Genomic DNA, 21,255 nt, shown 5'->3' with positions numbered 1-21,255 from the left:
CGAGCGGTGCATCCAACACCGATACGGTGTCCTGTCATACCCGGTAGGTATCACTGGGGTACGTTGTGGCCGTGGACACCTTGGAGACCCGCGAGTTGAGGTACTTCGTAGCCGTCGCCGAGGAACTGCACTTCGGCCGCGCCGCCGAGCGCCTCGGCATGGCCCAACCGCCGCTGTCCCGGGCGATCCAGCAGCTCGAGCGGCGCCTCGGCGTCTCCCTGCTGGAACGTAATCGCCGCGGCGTCTCCCTGACCGGCGCCGGAGAGGTGCTGCTGCACGAGGGGCGCGCAGCCCTCGATGTGACCACCGCCGCCGCTCGCCGCGCCCGTCGCGCCGGTGGCGCCGACCGTGCGGGCGGCTCCCGCAATCGCCTGGTGCTGGCGGTGAAGGCCGCCGCGTCTCACGAGCTGCTACAGAAGCTTCTCGACGCCTACGCCGCCGAGCCCGATGCCGCCGAGATCGAGGTGCTGCCGTGCGGCATGTGCGAGCAGGAAGGAATGCTGCGCGATGGCCGCGCCGATGTGGCGCTCATGCACGCGCCGTTCAACTCCCTCGCCGGGTTCGACAGCGAGGAACTGATGACCGAGGGGCAGATCGCCATCCTGCCCGCCGGGCACCCCCTCGCCGCGCGCAGGACTCTGTCCCTGGCCGACGTCAGCGACGTCCCCGATCTTCCGCTCGCCCGCTGGCCCCGCCACGGCACGTACCCTCCCGGCCCGGGCCCCGAGATCCACAACCAGACGCAGCTGGCCCAGCTGATCGCCCTCGGACGCACCGTGGCCGTCTTCCCCGACTCCGCTCGCGCCTGGCTATGGGCCGAGCACACCGCCGTCCCCCTGACCGATGCACCCCCCGTCGTCACCCACATCGCCTGGCCCGCGCACAGCCGCTCCCTCGCCCTCGCCGGGCTGATCCGCACGGCCGCACAGCTGTGACGCTGTCTTGCCTTCCATGCTGGAACGCGCGGCTTCGTGGCGGCAGACTGCCGCACGGGAGCGTACGGCTGCGGACGATGGCCCGCGGGTGGGTGCGGCGGCGGAACTCCGCATGCGGGGTCTCCTGAACCCGGTTCGGCGCGCGTGGGGGCACAGCGGCGGCTGACGTGAGAGCGCGCTCGCGTCGCGGGCATGCCGGTGGGCGATGTCGACACTTGAACGGAGAGAGCGTCATGGGGCGCCCGGCGGGGAGGGAAGGGCGCTTTCGCCGAGGAGTGTCGAGGGCGTGTCGTCAACGTGTCAAGGGATGCGGCGAAAGTAAGTCCGGAAAGATTTCAACTTTCGAAGGCTTGCCGAGACTTGGAACTCATCAGTTAAATCAAGACGTGAACTAAGCGTCGCAGCAGTGACCTTGGCGTACCGCCGCGTCTGCTGCCGGCGCCCTCGTGTCCTTTCCCGACGCACCCGCAGGGACCTTCATGAGACTCAGATCCCTGGGTGTCGCGCTCGCCGCCACGGCAGCGCTGATCACCCTGCCCACCATCCGGCCACCGGCTGCTGCGGCCGCCGACGCCAACCTGTCCCAGGGCAGAACGGCAACGGCATCCTCGAACGAGAACGCGGGCACGCCCGCGGCCTACGCGGTCGACGGCGACACCGGCACCCGGTGGTCCTCGGCCGCCACCGACGACCAGTGGCTCCAAGTCGACCTGGGAACCGGCGCCACGATCAGCCAGGTCGTCGTCAACTGGGAGGCGGCCTACGGCAAGGACTACAAGATCCAGTCCTCGTCCGACGGCAGCACCTGGACCGACCTGCGCACGGTCACCGGCGGAGACGGCGGCACCGACACGCTCGCCATCTCCGGTCGAGGCCGCTACGTACGTCTCCAGGGCGTCCACCGTGCGACGCAATGGGGCTACTCCGTCTGGGAGTTCCAGGTGTTCGGCACCACCGGCGGAACGTCTCAGCCCGGTAGCTGCTCTACCGCCGACTCGGCGCGGGGCAAGACCGCTTCGGCGTCCTCGACGGAGAACGCCGGCACCCCCGCGTCCGCCGCGTTCGACGGCAACGACTCCACCCGCTGGTCCAGCCGGGCCGCGGACCCGCAGTGGCTGCGCGTCGACCTGGGCTCGTCCCAGGACATCTGCCAGATCGACCTGAACTGGGAAGCCGCGTACGGCAAGGACTTCCAGATCCAGGCCTCCGCCGACGGCCAGAACTGGAACACCCTCAAGACCGTCACCGGCGCGACCGGCGGCCGCGCCTCCTACGACGTCAGCGGCACGGGCCGCTATGTCCGCGTCCTCGGGACGGCTCGCGGGACGGGTTACGGCTACTCGCTCTGGGAGGTCGCCGTCCACACCACGGCCGGCGGCACCGGAGGCCCGGTCCAGGGCGGCGGAGACCTCGGCCCGAACGTGATCGTCGTCGACCCCTCCACGCCCGACCTCCAGCAGAAGTTCGACCAGGTCTTCGCCCAGCAGGAGTCCGCGCAGTTCGGCTCCGGGCGCTACCAGTTCCTGCTCAAGCCGGGAACCTACAACGGCATCAACGCCCAACTCGGCTTCTACACCTCCATCTCCGGCCTCGGATTGAACCCCGACGACACCCAGATCAACGGCGACATCACCGTGGACGCGGGCTGGTTCAACGGCAACGCCACGCAGAACTTCTGGCGTTCGGCGGAGAACCTGGCGATCACACCGTCCAACGGCACCGACCGCTGGGCCGTCGCCCAGGCCGCTCCGTTCCGCCGCATTCACGTCAAGGGCGGCCTCAACCTCGCCCCCAACGGCTACGGATGGGCCTCCGGCGGCTACATCGCCGACTCCAAGATCGACGGCACGGTCGGCCCCTACTCCCAGCAGCAGTGGTACACGCGTGACAGCTCCGTGGGCGGCTGGACCAACGGCGTGTGGAACATGACGTTCACCGGCGTCCAGGGCGCCCCGGCGACCAACTTCGACACCGGCCCCTACACCACGCTGGACACCACCCCGATCTCCCGCGAGAAGCCGTTCCTCTACCTCGACGGCGACGACTACAAGGTCTTCGTCCCCGCCAAGCGCACCAACGCGCGTGGCGTGTCCTGGCCAGCCAACGCCGGGACCTCGCTCCCGCTCAGCCAGTTCTACGTCGTCAAACCCGGCGCGACGGCCGCCACCATCAACACCGCACTGGCCCAGGGCCTGAACCTGCTGTTCACGCCCGGCGTCTACCACCTCGACCGGACGATCAACGTCACCCGTGCCGACACCGTGGTGCTCGGGCTGGGCCTGGCGACCATCGTGCCCGACGGGGGCATCGACGCTCTGCACGTCGCGGACGTCGACGGCGTCCGGCTGGCCGGATTCCTCATCGACGCCGGCGCCACCCGGTCCGACACCCTGCTCCAGATCGGTCCCGCCGGAGCGGCCGCGGACCACTCCGCCAACCCGACCACCATGCAGGACGTGTTCATCCGTATCGGCGGCGCAGGCCCTGGCCTGGCGACGGACTCCGTCGTGGTCAACAGCGACGACGTCGTCATCGATCACACCTGGATCTGGCGTGCCGACCACGGCGAAGGCGTCGGCTGGGAGACCAACCGGGCCGACTACGGACTGCGGGTCAACGGCGACGACGTCCTGGCCACCGGCCTGTTCGTGGAGCACTTCAACAAGTACGACGTCGTATGGAGCGGTGAGAGGGGGCGCACGATCTTCTTCCAGAACGAGAAGGCGTACGACGCCCCGAACGCCGCCGCCATCACGCACGACGGCATCGTCGGATGGGCGTCCTACAAGGTCGCCGACACGGTGGCCGAGCACGAGGCGTGGGGTCTGGGCAGCTACTGCAACTACACCTCCGATCCCTCGATCGTGCAGCGCCACGGCTTCCAGGTCCCGGTCAAGGCGGGCGTCAGGATGCACAACCTCCAGGTGATCTCCCTGGGAGGCAAGGGCCAGTACGCCCATGTCATCAACGACACCGGCGCCCCGACCTCGGGGACGGACACCGTGCCGTCGAAGGTGACCTCGTTCCCGTGATCCACGCACGGTCACGTCCCGGACGCGGAGTCTCGCGAAGGACGAGGTGATCACCGGCTGACCAGGCTCCATCCGAGCCCCACTCGGTGGCCGTCTCTCAGGGGGCGGCCACCGACGTGCCGTGGCCGACGGGCACGGCCTCGGCGACCGGGCGCGGGGCATGAGGTGTGTCGCGGTCATGACGGTGCCGACTCGGGGCACCCGGACGGGCATGAAGGCGAAGCCGGCAAGGCGCGTGCTGCTTGCGACCGTTGCGCTGACGGTCCTCCCCTTCGCCGTGTCATGCGGTGACCAGGAACACGAGGGAGCTGGTGGATCGGCCGCGGCGGGACCGCCCGCCCTCGCCCGATCCGGGACCCACCTCGTCATCACCACCGACAACGGGCTGCTGCTGCGCCCCACCGACGGCCGTCGTGTCACCGTGGACGATCGCGCCGACGGCGACTGGTCGCATGACGGCGACACCTGGACCCTGGACCTGTCCTGCACGGACCGGGAGCGGGAGCGGGAGCGGGGCGAGCAAGCGTGCCCCCGAATGCCCTATGTCAAGGTCCCGGGCGGCATGAGTGTCACGGTCAGTGCCCGCAACGCGGGCGTGGACGTGGCGGGACTCGTCGCGGCGCTGGACGTCACGACCGTCAACGGCGATGTGACGGTGACACGTTCCGGGAAGGACGACGCACCGGTACGGCTGGCCACCCGCAACGGCTCGGTGCGCGCGACGGCACTCCTCGCGGGTCGGCTGGACGCGGCGACCACCAACGGCGACGTGATCCTCGCGTGCGCCACCGCGCCGTCGGGTGTCACCGCCGCCACCACCAACGGCTCGGTCGGCGTCACCGTTCCGCACGACGCCCCCGCGTATCTGATCACGGCCGGTACGGACAACGGCCGGGCCACGGTGGGCGTGCCCAGGAGCGACGACCGCCAGGGCCCGGCGATGACGCTGACGACGGTCAACGGTGACGTCGACGTGCTCCGCGACTGACCCCTCGGCCTCCGCCGATGCAGATGCCGTCGCGCCCCGCGAGGGCGGCTGACCCGAACGCGGGCGAGTCCCCGCATGCCGCTCCTCAACCCTCGCGCGATCCAAGCGAATTGAACGTTTCAATTCCCTTGTTCAAGATGAAGGCGTGATTCAGCGTGCACGGGAAACTTTCCGCAGCATGCGTAAGTACGCCTCCCAACTGCGGGTTCATCCCCTCCTCTTGAGTGGCTTCGGTCAATCCCTGTGAGAAGTCTTGACGCTTGTCATGGCCGAGCTTAGCGTCTGCGCCTGCACAGTAGAACGATTCAATTCAGCGCAGCGCAGCGCTTCGCCCGTCGGTGCGGAGTGGCGGTTGCCTGTCTCGTGCTTTCCGCGTCCCGCTGAAGGGAGTCCCGCACGTTGCCCGCACCACGCGACACCGCCGGCCCGTCCCGTCGTCAGATGCTGTTCACCGCCACGACCGCGGTGGCCGTCACGGCGGTCGGCCCGTCCACGGCGGCCCGCGCCGCCGAAGCGGCCCCCCGCCCGGTCGAAGCCGCAGGAGGGGCCGGTGCCGGCCCCTCCCTCGCCGCCTTCGACCTCTCCGAGGTCCGGCTCCTGGAGAGCCCCTTCCTCGCCAACATGCGTCGCACCTGCGCCTATCTGCTCTTCGTGGACGCCGACCGGCTTCTGCACACCTTCCGCCGGACCGTCGGCCTGCCCACCACGGCCGAGCCCTGTGGCGGGTGGGAGGCTCCCGACGTCCAGCTCCGTGGCCACACCACGGGCCATCTGCTCAGCGGCCTGGCCCAGGCGCACGCCGCCACCGGTGACTCCGCGTACGCGGACAAGGGCCGGGCCCTGGTCACCGCGCTCGCCGAGTGCCAGCGGGCGGCCCCGGCCGCCGGCTTCACGCCGGGCTACCTCTCGGCGTTCCCCGAGTCGGTCTTCGACCAGTTGGAGGCGGGAGGGAAGCCCTGGGCGCCCTACTACACCCTGCACAAGATCATGGCGGGTCTGCTCGACCAGCACCGGCTGAGCGGCAACCGTGAAGCTCTGGAGGTGCTGCGGGAGATGGCCGCGTGGGCCGAGGCCCGCACCGCGCCGCTGTCCTACGAGCGGATGCAGAACCTGCTGAAGGTCGAGTTCGGCGGCATGAACGACGTGCTGACGCGGCTGTACCAGGTGACGGGCGATCCCGCGCACCTGCGCACCGCCCGCCGCTTCGACCACGAGGAGCTGTACGCCCCGCTCGCCGCCGGCCGCGACGAACTCGCCGGACGCCACGCCAACACCGAGATCGCCAAGATCGTCGGAACGGTCCCGTCCTACGAGGCCACGGGGGAGTCCCGCTACCTGGACATCGCGGACACCTTCTGGACGACCGTCGTACGCCACCACTCGTACGCCGTCGGCGGGAACTCCAACCAGGAACTCTTCGGACCGCCCGACGAGATCGTCAGCAGGCTCTCCGAGGTCACCTGCGAGAACTGCAACAGCTACAACATGCTGAAACTGGGGCGGCACCTCTTCCTGCACCGCCCCGACCGCGCCGAGTACATGGACCACTACGAGTGGACCCTCTACAACCAGATGCTGGCGGAGCAGGACCCCGAATCGGCGCACGGGTTCGTCACCTACTACACCGGTCTGTGGGCCGCTTCCCGGCGTGAACCCAAGGGCGGACTCGGTTCGGCCCCGGGCAGCTACAGCGGCGACTACGACAACTTCTCCTGCGATCACGGCACCGGCTTGGAGACCCACACCAAGTTCGCCGACTCGGTCTACTTCCGCTCCCGCGACCACAGGTCGCCGTCGCTCTACGTCAACCTGTTCATTCCCTCCGAAGTCCACTGGGGACAGGGCGGAGTGACGATTCGTCAGCAGACGCGGTACCCGTCGGAGGGACACACACGGCTCACCGTCACCGCGGGGCGGGGGCGCTTCGCGCTGCGGATCCGGATCCCCGCCTGGGTGGCCGACACGGGGCACATCGCCGCGCTGAAGGTCAACGGACAGCCGTTCACCACGCGGGTCCGCCCGGGTGCCTACGCCACGGTGGAACGCTCCTGGCGCGCCGGGGACACGGTCGAGCTGACCCTCCCGCGCCGGGCAGTGTGGACCCCGGCACCCGACAACCCCCAGGTGACATCGCTGTCATACGGCCCTCTGGTACTGGCGGGCGAGTACGGCGACACCGAACTCGCCACTGTCCCGACGATCAGCCCGCAGTCGCTGCGCCCCGTCACCGGCACCTCCACCCGGTTCACCGCACTCGCGGACGGCCGGTCCGTGGCACTGCGGCCGTTCCACGAGGTGCACCACCAGCGCTACAACGTCTACTGGGCGGTGACTCCGCGCCGAGGCCGCGCCCGGGACGTCGCCCACTACCCGTTCGACGAGGGGACGGGCGCCGCCGCCGACCGCACCGGCACCTTCCCCGACGCGGCCCCGTCTCAGGGCGCCACCTGGGAGGACGACGGCACCGGTCCTGCCGTTTCCCTCAACGGCAGCGGAGGCCATGTCGCCCTGCCCGCCGGCCTGTTGAGCGGACTGGACGAGGTGACGATCAGCGTCCGGGTCCGGGTCGACACCCTCGCCGCCTCGGCCCGCGTCTTCGACTTCGGGTACCACAAGGACACCTATCTCTTCCTGGCCGCCACCACCGGCGCGGGACGCGCCCGTGCCGCACTGAAGATCGCCGGCATGGAGCGGGAGGACTTCGTCGACGCGACCGGCCCCCTGCCCCTGGGCCGTTGGGTGCACATCGCGCTCACCCTGGGCGGCGGCACCGGCGTGCTCTACCTGGACGGCGCCGAGGCGGGCCGCAACCCGGCCATGGTCGCGAGCCCGCTGCTGCTCGGCAGGACCACCCGCAGCTTTCTCGGGCGCTCGCAGAACAGCACCCATCCGTATCTGCACGGTGCCGTACGCGATCTACGGGTGCACAACCGGGCACTCGGCGCGTCCGACGTGGCGCGGCTGGCGACCGGCTGAGCACGTCACCCCTTCGCACCCGCAGCACCCTCACGCGAACCTCCCTCTCCCGATCCGTCACGGCCGTGTGCCGTAGCCCGCAGGAGCTCACGCATGTCCGACATCACCCCCGACCGGGCCACCGAAGTCCCGCTGTCCAGACGCGGATTCGTCGCCGCAGCGAGCGTCGGCACCGCCGTCGCCACGGGACTGCCCGGTCTCGGCCTCGCAGTACCGGCCGCCGCCGCGCCCGGGGACTCGGTACCCGGCACCGCCCCCGCCGCCTTCACCACCCGGCGCTTCACCGACCCGCCCAAGGACAGCCGCCCCACCGTCTACTGGTACTGGAACGGCCCCGTCACCGCGGAACTCGTCGACCGGCAGCTGGCCGACCTGCGGGACAAGGGCATGTACGAGGTGATCCTGTTCTCCTTCGACAACGATGCCATGCGGCCCGTCTTCTTCAGCGAGGACTGGTTCGACATCGTCGAGCACGTGCTGCGTACCGCGGAGCGCACCGGCATGCGCGTGTGGCTGTTCAACGACGACCACTTCCCGAGCGGCCGGGCCGGCGAGTACATCGTCAAGGGCGGCACGGTCGGCTCCCGCACCTACCGGCCCCGCCCGGACCTCCGGCTCAAGGCCCTGTGGCGTTCCACCACGGTGGTCCACGGCCCGGCCCGCGCCGACCTGCGCCGCAGCACCGGCGTGGGCGTGGAGGCCGGACGCCTGGTCGCCGACGCCGCGGTCCTCGACGGGGCCACCGTGCTGCGCGGTGGGGAGGAGTGGAGCGACCTGACCGTCACAGCGAGCGCCAAGGCGGACCACACCGCCGCCGGGCTCGTCGTGCGGGCCTCCGCGGACGCCCTGGACGGCTACGCGGTCGCCTTCGATCAGACCGGTGTCGTCACCGTGCAGCGACTGACCCGGGGCTCCGACCCCGTGCAACTGCTGCGCAGCACCCGGACCGACGGCTTCAACAAGACCAGGTTCCACACCCTTGCCGTCACCGTCCGCGGCGCCACCGTCTCGGTCACCCTCGACGGCCGCGACAAGGGCTCCGTGACCGACGAGCGCCACCCCGCGGGTGGTGTCGGGGTGCGTGCGGTCGGCGACGAACGCGGCCTGTGGGACAGCCTCGCCGTCATCGCGGCCGACGGCACCACGCTGTACTCGACGACGTTCGACGACGCGGCCGCCGCGGGCGACTTCCCCGAGCGGGAGTCCCTCCGCGTCACGGCCGTCGCCGCCGCGGCCCGCCCGGCCGGCACCACGGACGGGTCCGACGTGGTCGACCTGACGGCACGGCTCACGAAGGACGGCAACTGGCAGGTCCCCGCGGGGCGTTGGCAGATCGACCTGTTCGGCGGCGTTCCGCTGATCGACGACACCCAGGGCTACAGCCGCAGTTACGTGGACCTGCTCGACGACGAGCCCGTACGGCTCTTCCTCGACATCGTCCCCGGCGAGTACCACCGCCGCTTCCGCAGGTACTTCGGCACCGTCGTCCCCGGATTCTGGGACGACGAGCCGTTCTTCGCCTCCGCCGAGGCCCACTTCAAGCGGCTGCCCTGGTCGCCGACGCTCGACAAGGCGCTGCGCGCGGTCGACGTCGAGCCCGGCGTGGCCTACACCGCCGCCTTCGACGACCTCGGCCGCACCGGCCGGATCGCGCGCGGCCGCTACTGGCAGGCCGTCTCCAACCGGTTCGCCCAGTACTTCCGCGCCCAGGCCCGCTGGTGCGAGGAGCGGAACGTCGCACTGATCACCAACCCGCTCTACGACGAGGCCGCCCCCACCAAGCGCATCCCCACCACCGGCGACCTGCACAAGGTCAACCAGTGGGCCCAGGTCCCCGGCGGCGACATCATCACCGCCGAGTACGTGGCCGGGCAGCAGACCATGCTGCCGCGCAACCCGGTCTCGGTCGCCCACCAGATGGGCCGGGAGCGGGCTCTGATGGAGATGTTCGGCAACATGGGCTGGCAGGTCACGCCCGGCTTCGTGCACGCGACCGTCGGGGCGCAGGCCGCCCGCGGGGTCAACCTGACCGTCCTGCACGCGCTGTGGACCGACGAGGCGGTCGTCTACTTCCCGCCGCCCTTCGGCCCCCGCGCCCCCTGGTGGTGGTCCATGCGTCCGCTCGCCGAGTGGATCGGCCGGGTCATGGAGGCCGGCCGCGGCACGTCCGCCGCCCGTACGGCGATCCTCCAGCCGCAGCGAGCCGCCGAACAGTGGACCGGCACCGACCGGCAGGGCCAGATCGACGGAGCCCTCGCCGACGCCGCCTACGCGCTGGAGCGCGCCCAGGTCGACTTCGACCTCCTCCACGAGGGTGCCCTCACCGACGACCCGGACCTGCTGGCCCACGCTCGCGTGCGGTCCGGCCGCCTCGCCGTCGGAGACGCCCGCTACGACCTCGTCGTGCTGCCGGTCGTTCCGACCCTGGACGCGGCCACCGTACGGGCCCTGAGCGACTTCGTCCGGTCCGGGGGCACCGTCGTCGCCGTGGGCACGCTGCCCGCCGACGAGGCCGATGGCAACGACCGCTCCCTGACCCGCGCCCTGAACGACCTGTTCGGCGACGGCGTCCCCGGCAGCCGCACCTTCGGACGGGGACACGCGGTACGCGTCGCCGACGTGGCCGCCCTGGGCGCGGCCGCGCAGGACGCCGGCGCGGCGGTCGCCGTCCTGGAACCCGCCCGGGAGGCGATCCGGGCCCTGCGCGTCACCCGGGGCGACGACACCGCCTTCCTGTTCAACAACGAGAGCGCCACGGCCGTCGCGACCACCGCGGTCCTGGCCGCCGAGGGTGTTCCGGAGCTGTGGGACCCGGCGACCGGTGAGACCACGCCGGCGCCCGTCCACCGGGCGAGCAGGCGCGGCCTGCACGTACCGCTGACCTTCGAGGCGTACGAGACCCGGATCCTCGTCGTGCGCCGGAACGCCGCGGCCCCGCCCCACCTCACGGACGCCTCCGTGGACGTCCTCTCCGTCGAGCGGCACGGCCGCGACCTGCGGGCCACGGTCGAGGTGTCGGAGCCCGGCACCCATCGGCTCACCGGCACCGACTCCGGCCGCACCTACCGGGGCACGGTCCGCGTCGACGACACGCTCACCCCGGTCCCCGTCACCGGCGACTGGACGCTCACCCTGGAACGCGACGGCGACACCCCGGTCACCGGCCCGCTCGGCAGCTGGACCACGACCGCCCCCCTGTTCTCCGGCAGCGGCACCTACACCACGCGGATCGACGTGGACCGTGCCCTCCTCGACGGCCGGCGCGTCCTGCTCGACCTCGGCGACGTGCGGGACGTGGCCGGGGTGACGGTCAACGGCAAGGAACTCGACCCGTTGCTGTGGGCGCCGTTCGTCACGGACGTCACCGGTCTGCTCGTCCCCGGAGGCAACCGCCTCGCCGTACGCGTCTCCAACACCCTCTCCAACGAGCGCAACAAGCCGCTGCCCTCCGGGCTGCTCGGCCCGGTGAGCCTGCGCTTCCGGCGCCGCGTGACCGCCGTGCTCGACCGCGTCTGACGCGCACCTCTCCGGCCGAAGGAACCATTTCCCGAAGGACCTCCATGCCCAGATCCAGATCCCGCGTCGGACGCCGGCGCCTCGCCCTCCTGCTGCCCGCCGCGGTGACCGCCTTCGTCACCGCCGTCTCCGGCACCGTCACGGCCTCCGCCGCGACCGCCGGCACCCTCACCCCGGGGCACCTGCGTACCCAGCACCTCGACGAGGCGCTCGGCATCGACGACACCTCCCCGGTGCTCAGCTGGCAGACCACGGCCCGCACCGCGAGCGTCACGCAGAGCGCCTATCGCATCCAGGCGGCCACCTCGGCCGAGCGCCTGCGGTCTGGCCGGGCGGACCTGTGGGACTCCGGCAAGGTCTCCTCCGCCGTACCGGAGACGACCTACGCGGGCCGCGCGCTCGGCTCCCGCACCCGCGTCCACTGGCGCGTCATGCTCTGGTCCGGGGCCGGCCGCGACTCCGGCTGGAGCGACACCGCCGTCTTCGAGACCGGGCTGACCCGGGCGTCCGACTGGGACGCCGACTGGATCACCCACCCCGACTGGCGACTGAGCCAGCGGGAGATCGAGCCGGTCGTCGTCGAACTGCCCCGCACGACCGCCCGTTACCTCCGGCTCGACGTGACCCGCCTCGGCCTGCCGCTCAAGGAGAGCGTCGACGCCCGGACCTGGCGGCTCCAGCTCGGCGAGATCGACGTACGGGACTCGGAGACCTCCACGGCGGGGCTCGCCAAGGGCGCCACGGTCACCGCCTCCGAGACGACCACCATCCGCAAGACCTACGAGCCCGCCCTCGCGGTGGACGGCCTGCCCAACAGCGCCCTCCAGACCGCCGCCGGCTACTCCAGCGCGGCCCACACCTCCGCCGACACCTCGGCCACCCCCGTCACCCTCACCCTCGACCTCAAGTCGGCCAAGGCCTTCGACCGGGTGGCGCTCTATCCGCGCGCGGACGTCCTCACCGCCGACGGCCGCGTCCCGAACTTCCCCGTCGACTACGCCCTGTCCACGGCCGACGACGCGACCGGACCGTACACCCGGGTCTCCGCGGTCACCGGCGGGCAGCCACCGAAGTCCTACCTTCCGGCCGGACTGCCGCTGCTCGCCGACGACTTCACGCTGCCGCGCGGCGTGCGCAGCGCCCGCCTGTACATCGCCGGTCTGGGCATCTACGACGCCACCCTCAACGGCGAGCCGGTGGGCGACGCCGTGCTGGAGCCGGCCAACACCGACTACCGCGAACGCGTCCAGTACGCCACCTACGACGTCACCGACCGGCTGCGAGCGGGCGCCAACACCTTCGGCGTGGCGCTGGGCAACGGGATGTCCAACGTCGTCAGCACCGCCGACCGCTACCGCAAGCTGTACGGCGACATCAGCGACCCCAAGCTCATCGCGCAGCTGGAGATCACGCTCGCCGACGGCAGCGTCCGCATTGTGAAGACCGGCGACGACTGGCGCACCACACTCGGTCCCACCACCTCCAGCAACTGGTACGGCGGCGAGGATTACGACGCGCGCCGCGAGATCCCGCGCTGGGACGAGCCCCGGGGCGACCGCCGCTCCTGGGACCGCGCGGTCACCGTCGCCGCCCCGGGCACCACGGACGCGCCCGCCGCACTCAGCGCCCGTGAGACCGAACCGATCCGGGTCGTGCAGACCCTCACCGGCCAGGAGGTCGACGGGGCCGCGGGGAGCCGCGTCTTCGATCTGGGCCGCAACATCGCCGGCTGGCCGGAGATCACCGTCAGCGCGGCCGCCGGCACGGAGATCCGCGTCTACCCGGCCGAGAGTCTCAAGGACGGCCACGCCTTCCAGTCCATCAGCAACGTCGGCGGCCCCCTGTGGGACAGCTACACCACCCGCGACACCCGCAGTGCCACCTGGCATCCGACCTTCAGCTACCACGGCTTCCGCTACCTGGAGTTGAGAGGCCTGCCCGACGGGGCGAAGGTCACCGTGCGCGGCAAGGTGCTGCGTACAGACAACGCCTCGGCCGGCACCTTCACCAGCTCCGACCCGCTGATCAACGGCATCCACGGACTGATCCGCGGGGCCATCGAGGGCAACATGATGAGCGTCCTCACCGACTGCCCGAGCCGGGAGAAGCTGGGCTGGCTCGAACAGGACCAGCTGGTCTTCCCCGCACTGGCCGCCAACTACGACATGCAGGCCCAGCTGCGCAAGATCGTCCGGGACATGGCCGACGCGCAGACCGCCGAGGGACTGATCCCCAGCACCGTTCCCGAGTACACGAGCCTGCCGGGCGCGTACCGCAACGACTCCAACTGGGGCGGCGCCTTCGTCCTGGTGCCCTGGCAGCTGTACACCACCTACGGCGACGCCGACACCCTGCGCACCTACTACCCCCGCATGCGCCGGTACGCGGCCTTCCTCCAGACCCAGGTGACCGACGGCATCCTCGACTACGGCCTCGGCGACTGGTTCACCCCGGACCGCACCTTCCCGCGCGCGGTGGCCGGCACGTACGGCTACTGGCGCGTCGTGGACGCCCTCGCCCGGATCTCCACCGTCCTCGACGACGACGCGGCGGCCGCGGACTACCGGACGAAGGCCGACACCGCCGCCCGGGCCCTGGCGGCCAAGTACTACGACGCGGCGACCGGCACCTTCGCGGCCGGCGGTCAGGGGGCGGAGGCCCTCGCCCTCGACATGGGCGCCTACCCGGAAGGGGAGAAGGACCGCCTGCTGGCCCACTTCATCGGAGCCGTCGAGACCGCGGGCCACCACCTGCTGCTCGGTGAGATCTCCCTGCCCGCCGCGTTCCGCGTCCTCTCCGGGGCCGGCCGCGACGACGTCGTCCAGCGCATCGCCACCCGGACCACCAGCCCCAGTCACGGCTACCAGGTGGCCGCCGGCAACACCACGCTCGGCGAGTCCTGGGACGGCGGCCCCGGCCAGTCGCAGAACCACTTCATGCTCGGAGCCATCGACTCCTGGTTCACCGGCAGGGTCGCCGGCATCGCGCAGACGCCCCGGTCGGTGGGCTACGCGGAACTGCTCATCGACCCGGCCGTCGAGGGCGACCTGACCTCGGCGTCCGGCTCGTACCGCACCCCGTACGGTCCGGCCCGCACCGACTGGGCCCGCACGGGCGACCGCTTCCGCCTGACGGTGGAGGTGCCGGCCGGCAGCACGGCGGAGATCCATGTCCCCACCGGTGACGGCCACATCACCGCCCCGAAGGGCGCGCACCCGGTGCGCTCCACGACCACCGAAGCCGTGTACGCGGTCGGTTCGGGGCACTGGAGCTTCGGCTCGACGCTGTAGCCCCAGTCCTTCAGGCCCACCGCGGCAGAGTCACCGGGACCAGGTCCCCGGCTCTGCCGCGGTGGGCGGCATGTGGTGGGGATCACGTCGAGGGGAAAACCTGCGGCCGGGCTCGAGCGTCTAGCTGGCGTGAGATCAGTCAGGGCGGCAGCGCTGCACGAGGTGGACGAGGAGCGTCTCGTCCGGCTGGTGGCAAAAGGCGACCGTGCCGCGTTCGAGGAGTTGTACCGGCGTACGGCGCCGTGGATGGCGGTGCGGCTGCGCCGCCGGTGTGTGGACGAGCAGATCGTCGCGGAGGTCATGCAGGAGACCTACTTGGCGGTGTGGCGCGCGGCGGGTGCGTTCGCCGGGGCCGCGGTCGGAGGGTCGGCCACGGGTTGGCTGTGGACGATTGCGGCGCGCCGCCTGGTCGACGCCTTCCGACGCAGGGCTCACCACGCGGAGCCGCCGCCGGCCGCCGCTGTGCCCGACGCGGCGCCCGCCGCCGAGGAGGAGGTGCTCGCGGCGACCGTCGGCGGTGACGTCGGGGACGCGCTGCGGCGCCTCGCGCCGGAGTTGAGACAGGTACTCCAGGCCATGGTGCTCGACGGGCTGTCCGTCCGGGAGACCGCGGTCCTGCTCGGGCTGCCCGAGGGCACGGTCAAGACCCGTGCCCGCCGGGCCCGGATCGCGATGCGGGAGGCGCTGGCATGAGTGTGGAACACGCGTCGATGCGGATCATCGACGGATACGCGCGCGGCGGCACGGACCTCGCCGCCGACGAGGTGTGGGCCGTGGAGGCCCATCTGGAGGCGTGCCGGGTGTGCCGTGACCGGCTGTCTGCCGCTGTCGGTGCCGAGGTGCCCGCCGTGGCGTCGCTGGTCGACACCGTGTGGTCGGGCCTCGAACCCCAGCTGGCGGTCACCGCCACGATGCCGCGCGGACGGCGCTGGTCGGCGCGGCTGTCGAGGTGGATGACGCCCACGATGGTGCCGTGGCTCGCCATGGTCGTGGGCGTGACGCTGCTGGCCCCGCTGCTCGACCTGGTCTACAACGGCTCCGGCGAGGTGTCGCTGGTGCTGCTGTTCGCGCCGGTCCTGCCCGTGCTCGGGGTCGCGGCGTCCTGGTCGCGCGGTCTGGACCCGGCGTACGAACTGACCGCCTCGGTGCCCAGGGTCGGGCTCTATCTGGTGCTGCGGCGCACCGCGTCCGTGCTCGGCGTGGTCGTCCCCGCGCTGCTGGTGGGCGGATGGGTGACGGGGGTGATGGTGGCCCAGTGGCTGCTGCCCTGTCTGGCCTTCACCGCGACGACCCTGGCGCTCGGCGGTGTCGTCGGTGTGACCCGCGCCGCCGTCGTGCTGGCCGCCGTGTGGGCCGCCGTGGTCGTGGCGCCGACCCTGGCCACCAGCCGTACGACCTTCGCCCTTCAGTCGGGCGGTCTGCCCGCGTGGGGGCTGATCCTCGCACTCGGCATCGGTGTCGTGATCGCCCGCAGAGGCGCGTACTCCGTGCTGGGAGCCCATCGATGACGATCGGAAAGGAACACCACATGACGTCTGCGGTGAGCGCGGCCGACATCGCACCGACGGCCTACGCCTGGGAGATCCAGGCGACCGGGCTGAAGGTCAGGGTCGGCAGGAAACGGATGGCCGTCGACGGCCTCGACCTGTCGCTGGGCACCGGCGTGCACGGCCTCCTCGGCCCCAACGGGGCGGGCAAGACCACCCTCATCCGGACGCTGGCCACCGTGCTGCGCCCCACCGAGGGCACCCTGAAGCTGCTCGGCGAGGCCGCGGGCGGCATGGGCGAGCACCGGGCGCTGCGCCGTCGGATCGGCTACCTGCCGCAGGAGTTCGGCTACTACAAGCGCTTCACGGTGCGCGAGTTCGTCGAGTACATGGCGTGGTTGAAGGAGGTGCCCAAGGCGGACATCCCCGCGGCGGTGCAGCGCGCCGTGGAGCGGGTGGGCCTGGCGGACCGCGTCGACGAGAAGATGAAGGCCCTGTCGGGCGGCATGGTGCGCAGGGTCGGCATCGCCCAGGCCATCGTCAACGACCCGTTGATCCTGCTGCTGGACGAACCGACGGCCGGCCTGGACCCGGCGCAGCGGCTGCGCTTCCGCGAGCTGCTTCAGGAACTGGGCACGGACACCTGCGTGGTCGTCTCGACCCATCTGGTGGAGGACGTCGCCGTCGCCTGCACCGACGTGGTGCTCTTCGCCGAGGGCCGGCTGGTCTTCCAGGGCCCTCCGGACGAGCTGGCCTCGGTGGGCGGCCCGGAGCACGTGGGTGACAGCCCGCTGGAGCGCGGCTACTCGGCGCTGCTGCTCAACCCCAAGCACGGTAGGGGCACTTGGTGAACATCCGTGTCCTGCGCATCGAACTGAGACGCTCCGTCGCCCCGTGGGCCGGCGCCATGATCCTGGCGACGGCGCTGGCGTTCCTGTACCTGCTGAACGGTGCGTGGTGGACGGGGACCACGGCATGGACGGCCCAGTGGACGTCCATGGCCCTGTGGACCCGCGCCCTGCTGTTCTACCTGTGGCCGCTCGCCGTGGGGCTCGGGGCGCTCCAGGGCCTGCGCGACCACCGCTCGAAGATGTCCGAGCTGCTGACGAGCACACCGCGGCCCGCCCGGCACCGCGCGGCCACGGGGGCGGGCACGACGGCCATCACGCTGGCCTCGGCCTTTGCGCTCCTCGTCCTCGTGGGTGGGGTCCAGGTGCTCGCCAACACCGAGTACATGCACCTCGGGTGGCTGCCGATCTCCCTGGTGGGGGCACTGTCTCTCGTCGCGGGGGCCGTGCTGGGCATGGGGGCCGGGCGGGCCCTGCCATCCGCGCTCACCCCGCCCGCGCTGGCCATGGGCGCCTTCGTGTTCACGGCCCTCATGAACATGTCGCCGGGCCGGACGGAGACGACCACGGCGACGGGGATCACGAGCACGGAACCGAACCGGATCTCCCTGCTGTCACCGGCGGTGGACGAGGCGCACGACGTGCTCGTCACGCTCTCCGCCTCCGTGCACGTCGGGCAGACGATCTGGCTGCTCGGCATGGCCGCGACCGGCTTCGCGCTGCTGGTCGCCGCGACCCTACGCGCCCGGCTGATCGCCCTGACGCCCGTCCTGGCGGGCGCGGCGCTCGCCCTGCTCGTCCTCCCCTCCGACCCGGGCCGGATGTACGTCGTCGACGAGGCGGCCGCGGAGCTGGTGTGCGACGGCCCGGTGTGTGTGACGAAGACGCAGCAGGCACGACTCGCCGACCTCGCGGGTCCCGGCAAGGAGGCACTGCGCCTGCTGCACGGCGCCCTGGGCAGTCAGGCGCCGGTCTCGGTCCGGGAGAACACCGCCGTACTGCCGGACGGCTCCACGCCGCAGTGGTCCCGCAAGACCGTGCTGTTCGACCTCGACGACGACATCATCGCCGCCGCGAAGAGCGAGGAGCTGACCTGGGCCCTGATCGCCAAAGGCATGGTGCCAGGGTGCACCCCCGTCGGCTGGAGCAGCTTCGGGGGAGATCAATTCGCGCAGACCGTCGCGGTGGGCTGGGTCCTCGGGGACCTCAGGCCGCTTCCGGGCACGTCGGCAGGTGTGCGCCGCGAGCTCGACGCCGAGACCCGCCCGGTGTGGAAGGAACTCAAGGCGCTTCCGCGGGCCGAGCAGCTCTCGCGGATCAACGCGATGCGCTCCGCCGGGTTCTCCTGCAAGGGCGACGCGTTCGACGCGCTGAAAGGCGGTACGTCCCGGTGAGATGGCTGACTCTGTACGCGCGCTCGCGTCAGGTACCCGCGTCGCTCGCCGCGGTGGTGATCGGCGCGGTGACGGTGTGGGCGCTCGCCCGGGACGGGGGCGAGGGGCCCGGTGATCCGCGGCTGCCCGTGCTCGTGCTCGCTGCGGGGGCGATGGCAGCCTCCGTCGGGCTCGGCGGGCAGGACCTCGCGCTGGACCGGACGGCCGCGATCCGCTGGGTGCCCCGCAGAGCGGCGCACGTGCTGCTCGCCGGCGCGGTCGTCGGCACGGTGCTGCTGACAGCGCGGGCGCTGGGCCAGGACATGGCCGCCACCGCGTTCGTCGTCCGGGACAGCGCAGGCCTGATGGGACTGGTCGCCCTGGGCGCGGCGCTCTCGGGCGGTCAGTACGCATGGACGCTGCCGTTCGCCTGGCTGTCGTTCTCGTTCTTCGCCCCGCCCCCGACAAGTGCGCCGATGCAGGTGGCGACCTGGATGCTGCTGCCTCCCGGCACGGCGGCGGGCACCTGGACGGCCCTGGTCCTCGCGGTCGTCGGCACCGCGGCCTACGCCGTCGCGGGACCGAGACGGTGACCGAACCGGGCGGCGGCCACCAGCCGGTAAGCGTGGGACTGGCCCAACCGATGGGCCAGCGGCCACGCTCGCTGCGCTCGGCGGCTCGGCCTCGCCGTGCGGGACCCCGGTCCCCGCCATTTCCGCAAACGGTCGCGCTGGCGGAGGCGGGGTCGGCTGTCACCAGAGTGGCGAGGGCATCAATCCGACGGTAATAGACGCGGCCAATGCCTTACGCATTCTGATCTCCTTGTCGTTCGACTGAGAAAAAGCTCACCGAAAAGACCAACAAGAGCACGGTGAGGTATGCGTTGACATGGTGCTCGATATGTTCGAGGTGTTGTTGGGATTCCGTGCACGGCTGTTGGCACTCAGCGCACGTCCTGCACCCCGTGGTCCTCGGTCCGGGCGGCCTGGGCGGCCCGGCGCTCAGCAGGTCGTGGCTGTTGGAGTGCAGGGGCAGCTCGGCAGCTCGGCCCGGGGGATCTGCGACCACTCGCTAAATGCAGGACCAGAAAGTCGAATTCATACAGGCAGGCCTGCCGGGTCATCGGCACTTTCTGCTACCTGGGCATCGGATCGCCCGGTCCGCTGGATGCCCGGAGTGGGCGGTCGATACACGGTTCGCTTCGGAGTGCATCTTGCCGGTAGGTGCTCGGCGGGATTCCGTAGGCCCTGCGGAATGCGCGGGTGAATTCGGATGCATGGACGAAGCCCCAGCGTGCGGCCAGGAAGCCGATGGGTCTGTCGGACAGTCGGGGATCGGCGAGGTCCCGGCGGCAGCGTTCCAGGCGCCGTTGCCGGATCCAGGCGCTCACGGTGATGCCCTGCGGCTGGAACAGCCGGTGCAGGTACCGCACGGAGATGTGATGGGAGGCGGCGACCGCGGAGGGCGACAACTTGAGGTCGCCGAGGTTGCGTTCGATGAAGGAGTGGATGCCGACCATCAGCGCGTGGTGGCGGCTTTCGGGTGGAACGCCGTCTTCGGTGTCCGCGTGGTGCGCGAGGAACGCGGTGATCAGGTCCACGGTGAGCCCGCCCAGACGTATGGCGTCCTGCGGCCGACAGGAGTCGGACTCAGGTGCCAGGCGGAGCAAGAACTGTGACAGGAGAGCCCCCATGCCGGTATCACCCGGCAACGGCGCCGCGAGGAGGCGGTCCACCTTCGCCGCAGGGAGAGGAAACGCCGCACGGGGCACGTTCACGACGATCCCCTCGACCGTGCCGTCGTCGTCGGGGAAGGCCGAGGCGTCGTACGGGTGCGAGGTGTCGTACAGCAACAGGTCCCCGACCCCCACCAGCGCGTCACGCCGGCAGTGGGAGATGCTCTGTCGGCCTCTCAGCGTGAGGGCCAGGTGGTACAGCTCGGGGTCGGAGCGACGCACCAACGCCGGCGTGCGACGCGAGCGCAATGACGGATAGGACAGCACCGACACCTGAACGGCCCCAAGATCCAGCAGCCGGACGCAGGCCCGGAAGTCATCGGCGTGGTCGCTGGTGATCTCCGTGGGCGTGAGCGTGTGTGACGTCAGCTCCTGCCACCACTCGAACCGATCGGCGACCGGTAGATCCTCGCTGCGTAACACGGTCTCGATCACCTGCCCCCTCCCATCATGTCCTCATCAAGAAGGCGAAGAAAAGGTGGCGCGCTCTGCGGATCCGCCGTCCGCCGCACTCACGAGCTGATGCGAAGCGTGAATGGCGCGAAGGACCACGACGACCCCGGTCCGGCGTAGTGGCTTTGCGTCTGCTCCTTTTGGCAGACTCGCTTCCTCGCCCCAGACCGCCTCTTGCGCCTGGGGGCGAGGTGGTTGTGTGCGCGGTGGGACGAACGCAGGACCGCCAGTTCCGTCTCCCAGGCTTCTTCGCCGGGTTCCCCCATCCCGGCCGGGATCTTGAGCGGCGGGCCTGTCGCACAGTGCATTGGCCGGTCCAGTGCCGTGTTGTCCCGGTGCCGGGGTAGCGACCTCGCTGCCGCGCGCCGGGTCATGGGCCTTGGGCGCAACAGCCCCGCCGCCGCGAGTGCACGAGCAGCATCACCGCACCGGACGGGCAGCGGGCCCCCGGCGGCGGCCCGCAGCCGTGATCACGGTGGAGGACGGGGCGGTGACCTGCACTGACGTCCTCATCGAGGACACCACGCCGCCGAGGACGCTGCGGGTGGGGTCGACTGGGACGTGTCGGTGGACTCGACAGCGGTGCGGACCCACCAGCACGCCGCCGACGCGAGGAACGTGC

12 protein-coding genes are annotated in these 21,255 nt (G+C 71.3%); 11 read left to right on the top strand and 1 reads right to left on the bottom strand.

Going from position 1 to position 21,255, the window contains the following annotated elements; genetic code table 11:
* The first annotated feature begins 71 nt into the window (after positions 1–71).
* From G9272_RS01730 to G9272_RS01680, 11 genes are all read left to right on the top strand, one after another.
* A complete protein-coding gene (locus G9272_RS01730) occupies positions 72–935 on the top strand; it encodes a LysR family transcriptional regulator (RefSeq protein WP_171394848.1) in 864 nt (287 codons plus the stop codon).
* A 479-nt stretch (positions 936–1,414) separates the two neighbouring features.
* A complete protein-coding gene (locus G9272_RS01725; RefSeq protein ID WP_171394847.1) occupies positions 1,415–3,967 on the top strand; it encodes a discoidin domain-containing protein in 2,553 nt (850 codons plus the stop codon).
* A 178-nt stretch (positions 3,968–4,145) separates the two neighbouring features.
* Positions 4,146–4,955: a DUF4097 family beta strand repeat-containing protein gene (locus G9272_RS01720; RefSeq protein ID WP_253267664.1), complete on the top strand. Its 810-nt coding sequence runs from the start codon at positions 4,146–4,148 to the stop codon at positions 4,953–4,955.
* Positions 4,956–5,354: 399 nt separating this feature from the next.
* Positions 5,355–7,931, top strand: a complete 2,577-nt coding sequence (locus tag G9272_RS01715; protein WP_301272112.1) for a glycoside hydrolase family 127 protein — start codon at positions 5,355–5,357, stop codon at positions 7,929–7,931.
* A gap of 93 nt (positions 7,932–8,024) precedes the next feature.
* Positions 8,025–11,447 (top strand): glycosyl hydrolase, encoded by a 3,423-nt coding sequence (locus G9272_RS01710; RefSeq protein WP_171394846.1) that lies wholly within the window; start codon positions 8,025–8,027, stop codon positions 11,445–11,447.
* Between the two features lie 44 nt (positions 11,448–11,491).
* Positions 11,492–14,737, top strand: a complete 3,246-nt coding sequence (locus G9272_RS01705; protein WP_171394845.1) for a family 78 glycoside hydrolase catalytic domain — start codon at positions 11,492–11,494, stop codon at positions 14,735–14,737.
* 129 nt (positions 14,738–14,866) lie between these two features.
* A complete protein-coding gene (locus G9272_RS01700) occupies positions 14,867–15,430 on the top strand; it encodes an RNA polymerase sigma factor (RefSeq protein ID WP_171394844.1) in 564 nt (187 codons plus the stop codon).
* On the top strand, positions 15,427–16,245 hold the full coding sequence (locus G9272_RS01695) for a zf-HC2 domain-containing protein (protein ID WP_171394843.1): 819 nt from the start codon (positions 15,427–15,429) through the stop codon (positions 16,243–16,245). Before G9272_RS01700 ends, G9272_RS01695 begins: the two co-directional genes overlap by 4 nt.
* Complete coding sequence (locus tag G9272_RS01690) at positions 16,242–17,075, top strand: ABC transporter ATP-binding protein (protein ID WP_171394842.1); 834 nt, start codon at positions 16,242–16,244, stop codon at positions 17,073–17,075. Before G9272_RS01695 ends, G9272_RS01690 begins: the two co-directional genes overlap by 4 nt.
* Positions 17,072–18,466 (top strand): hypothetical protein, encoded by a 1,395-nt coding sequence (locus G9272_RS01685; RefSeq protein ID WP_171394841.1) that lies wholly within the window; start codon positions 17,072–17,074, stop codon positions 18,464–18,466. Before G9272_RS01690 ends, G9272_RS01685 begins: the two co-directional genes overlap by 4 nt.
* The gene (locus tag G9272_RS01680) at positions 18,463–19,038 is read left to right on the top strand and encodes a hypothetical protein (RefSeq protein ID WP_171394840.1); all 576 of its coding nucleotides are present in this window, start codon (positions 18,463–18,465) and stop codon (positions 19,036–19,038) included. Before G9272_RS01685 ends, G9272_RS01680 begins: the two co-directional genes overlap by 4 nt.
* A 542-nt stretch (positions 19,039–19,580) precedes the next feature.
* Here G9272_RS01680 and G9272_RS01675 read toward each other — a convergent pair.
* Positions 19,581–20,615: a helix-turn-helix domain-containing protein gene (locus G9272_RS01675; RefSeq protein WP_171394839.1), complete on the bottom strand. Its 1,035-nt coding sequence runs from the start codon at positions 20,613–20,615 to the stop codon at positions 19,581–19,583.
* Positions 20,616–21,255: the final 640 nt, after the last annotated feature.

This window comes from Streptomyces asoensis (assembly GCF_013085465.1).
Taxonomy (GTDB): Bacteria; Actinomycetota; Actinomycetes; order Streptomycetales; family Streptomycetaceae; genus Streptomyces; species Streptomyces cacaoi_A.
Note: the sequence above shows the minus strand (reverse complement) of the source record. Positions and strands in the feature narration are given on the sequence as shown.

Excerpts from the sequence above, each read along its gene's own strand:
- G9272_RS01725 (WP_171394847.1), top strand. The coding sequence starts at position 1,415 with ATGAGACTCAGATCCCTGGGTGTCGCGCTCGCCGCCACGGCAGCGCTG.
- G9272_RS01720 (WP_253267664.1), top strand. The coding sequence starts at position 4,146 with ATGACGGTGCCGACTCGGGGCACCCGGACGGGCATGAAGGCGAAGCCG.
- G9272_RS01710 (WP_171394846.1), top strand. The coding sequence starts at position 8,025 with ATGTCCGACATCACCCCCGACCGGGCCACCGAAGTCCCGCTGTCCAGA.
- G9272_RS01705 (WP_171394845.1), top strand. The coding sequence starts at position 11,492 with ATGCCCAGATCCAGATCCCGCGTCGGACGCCGGCGCCTCGCCCTCCTG.
- G9272_RS01695 (WP_171394843.1), top strand. The coding sequence starts at position 15,427 with ATGAGTGTGGAACACGCGTCGATGCGGATCATCGACGGATACGCGCGC.
- G9272_RS01690 (WP_171394842.1), top strand. The coding sequence starts at position 16,242 with ATGACGATCGGAAAGGAACACCACATGACGTCTGCGGTGAGCGCGGCC.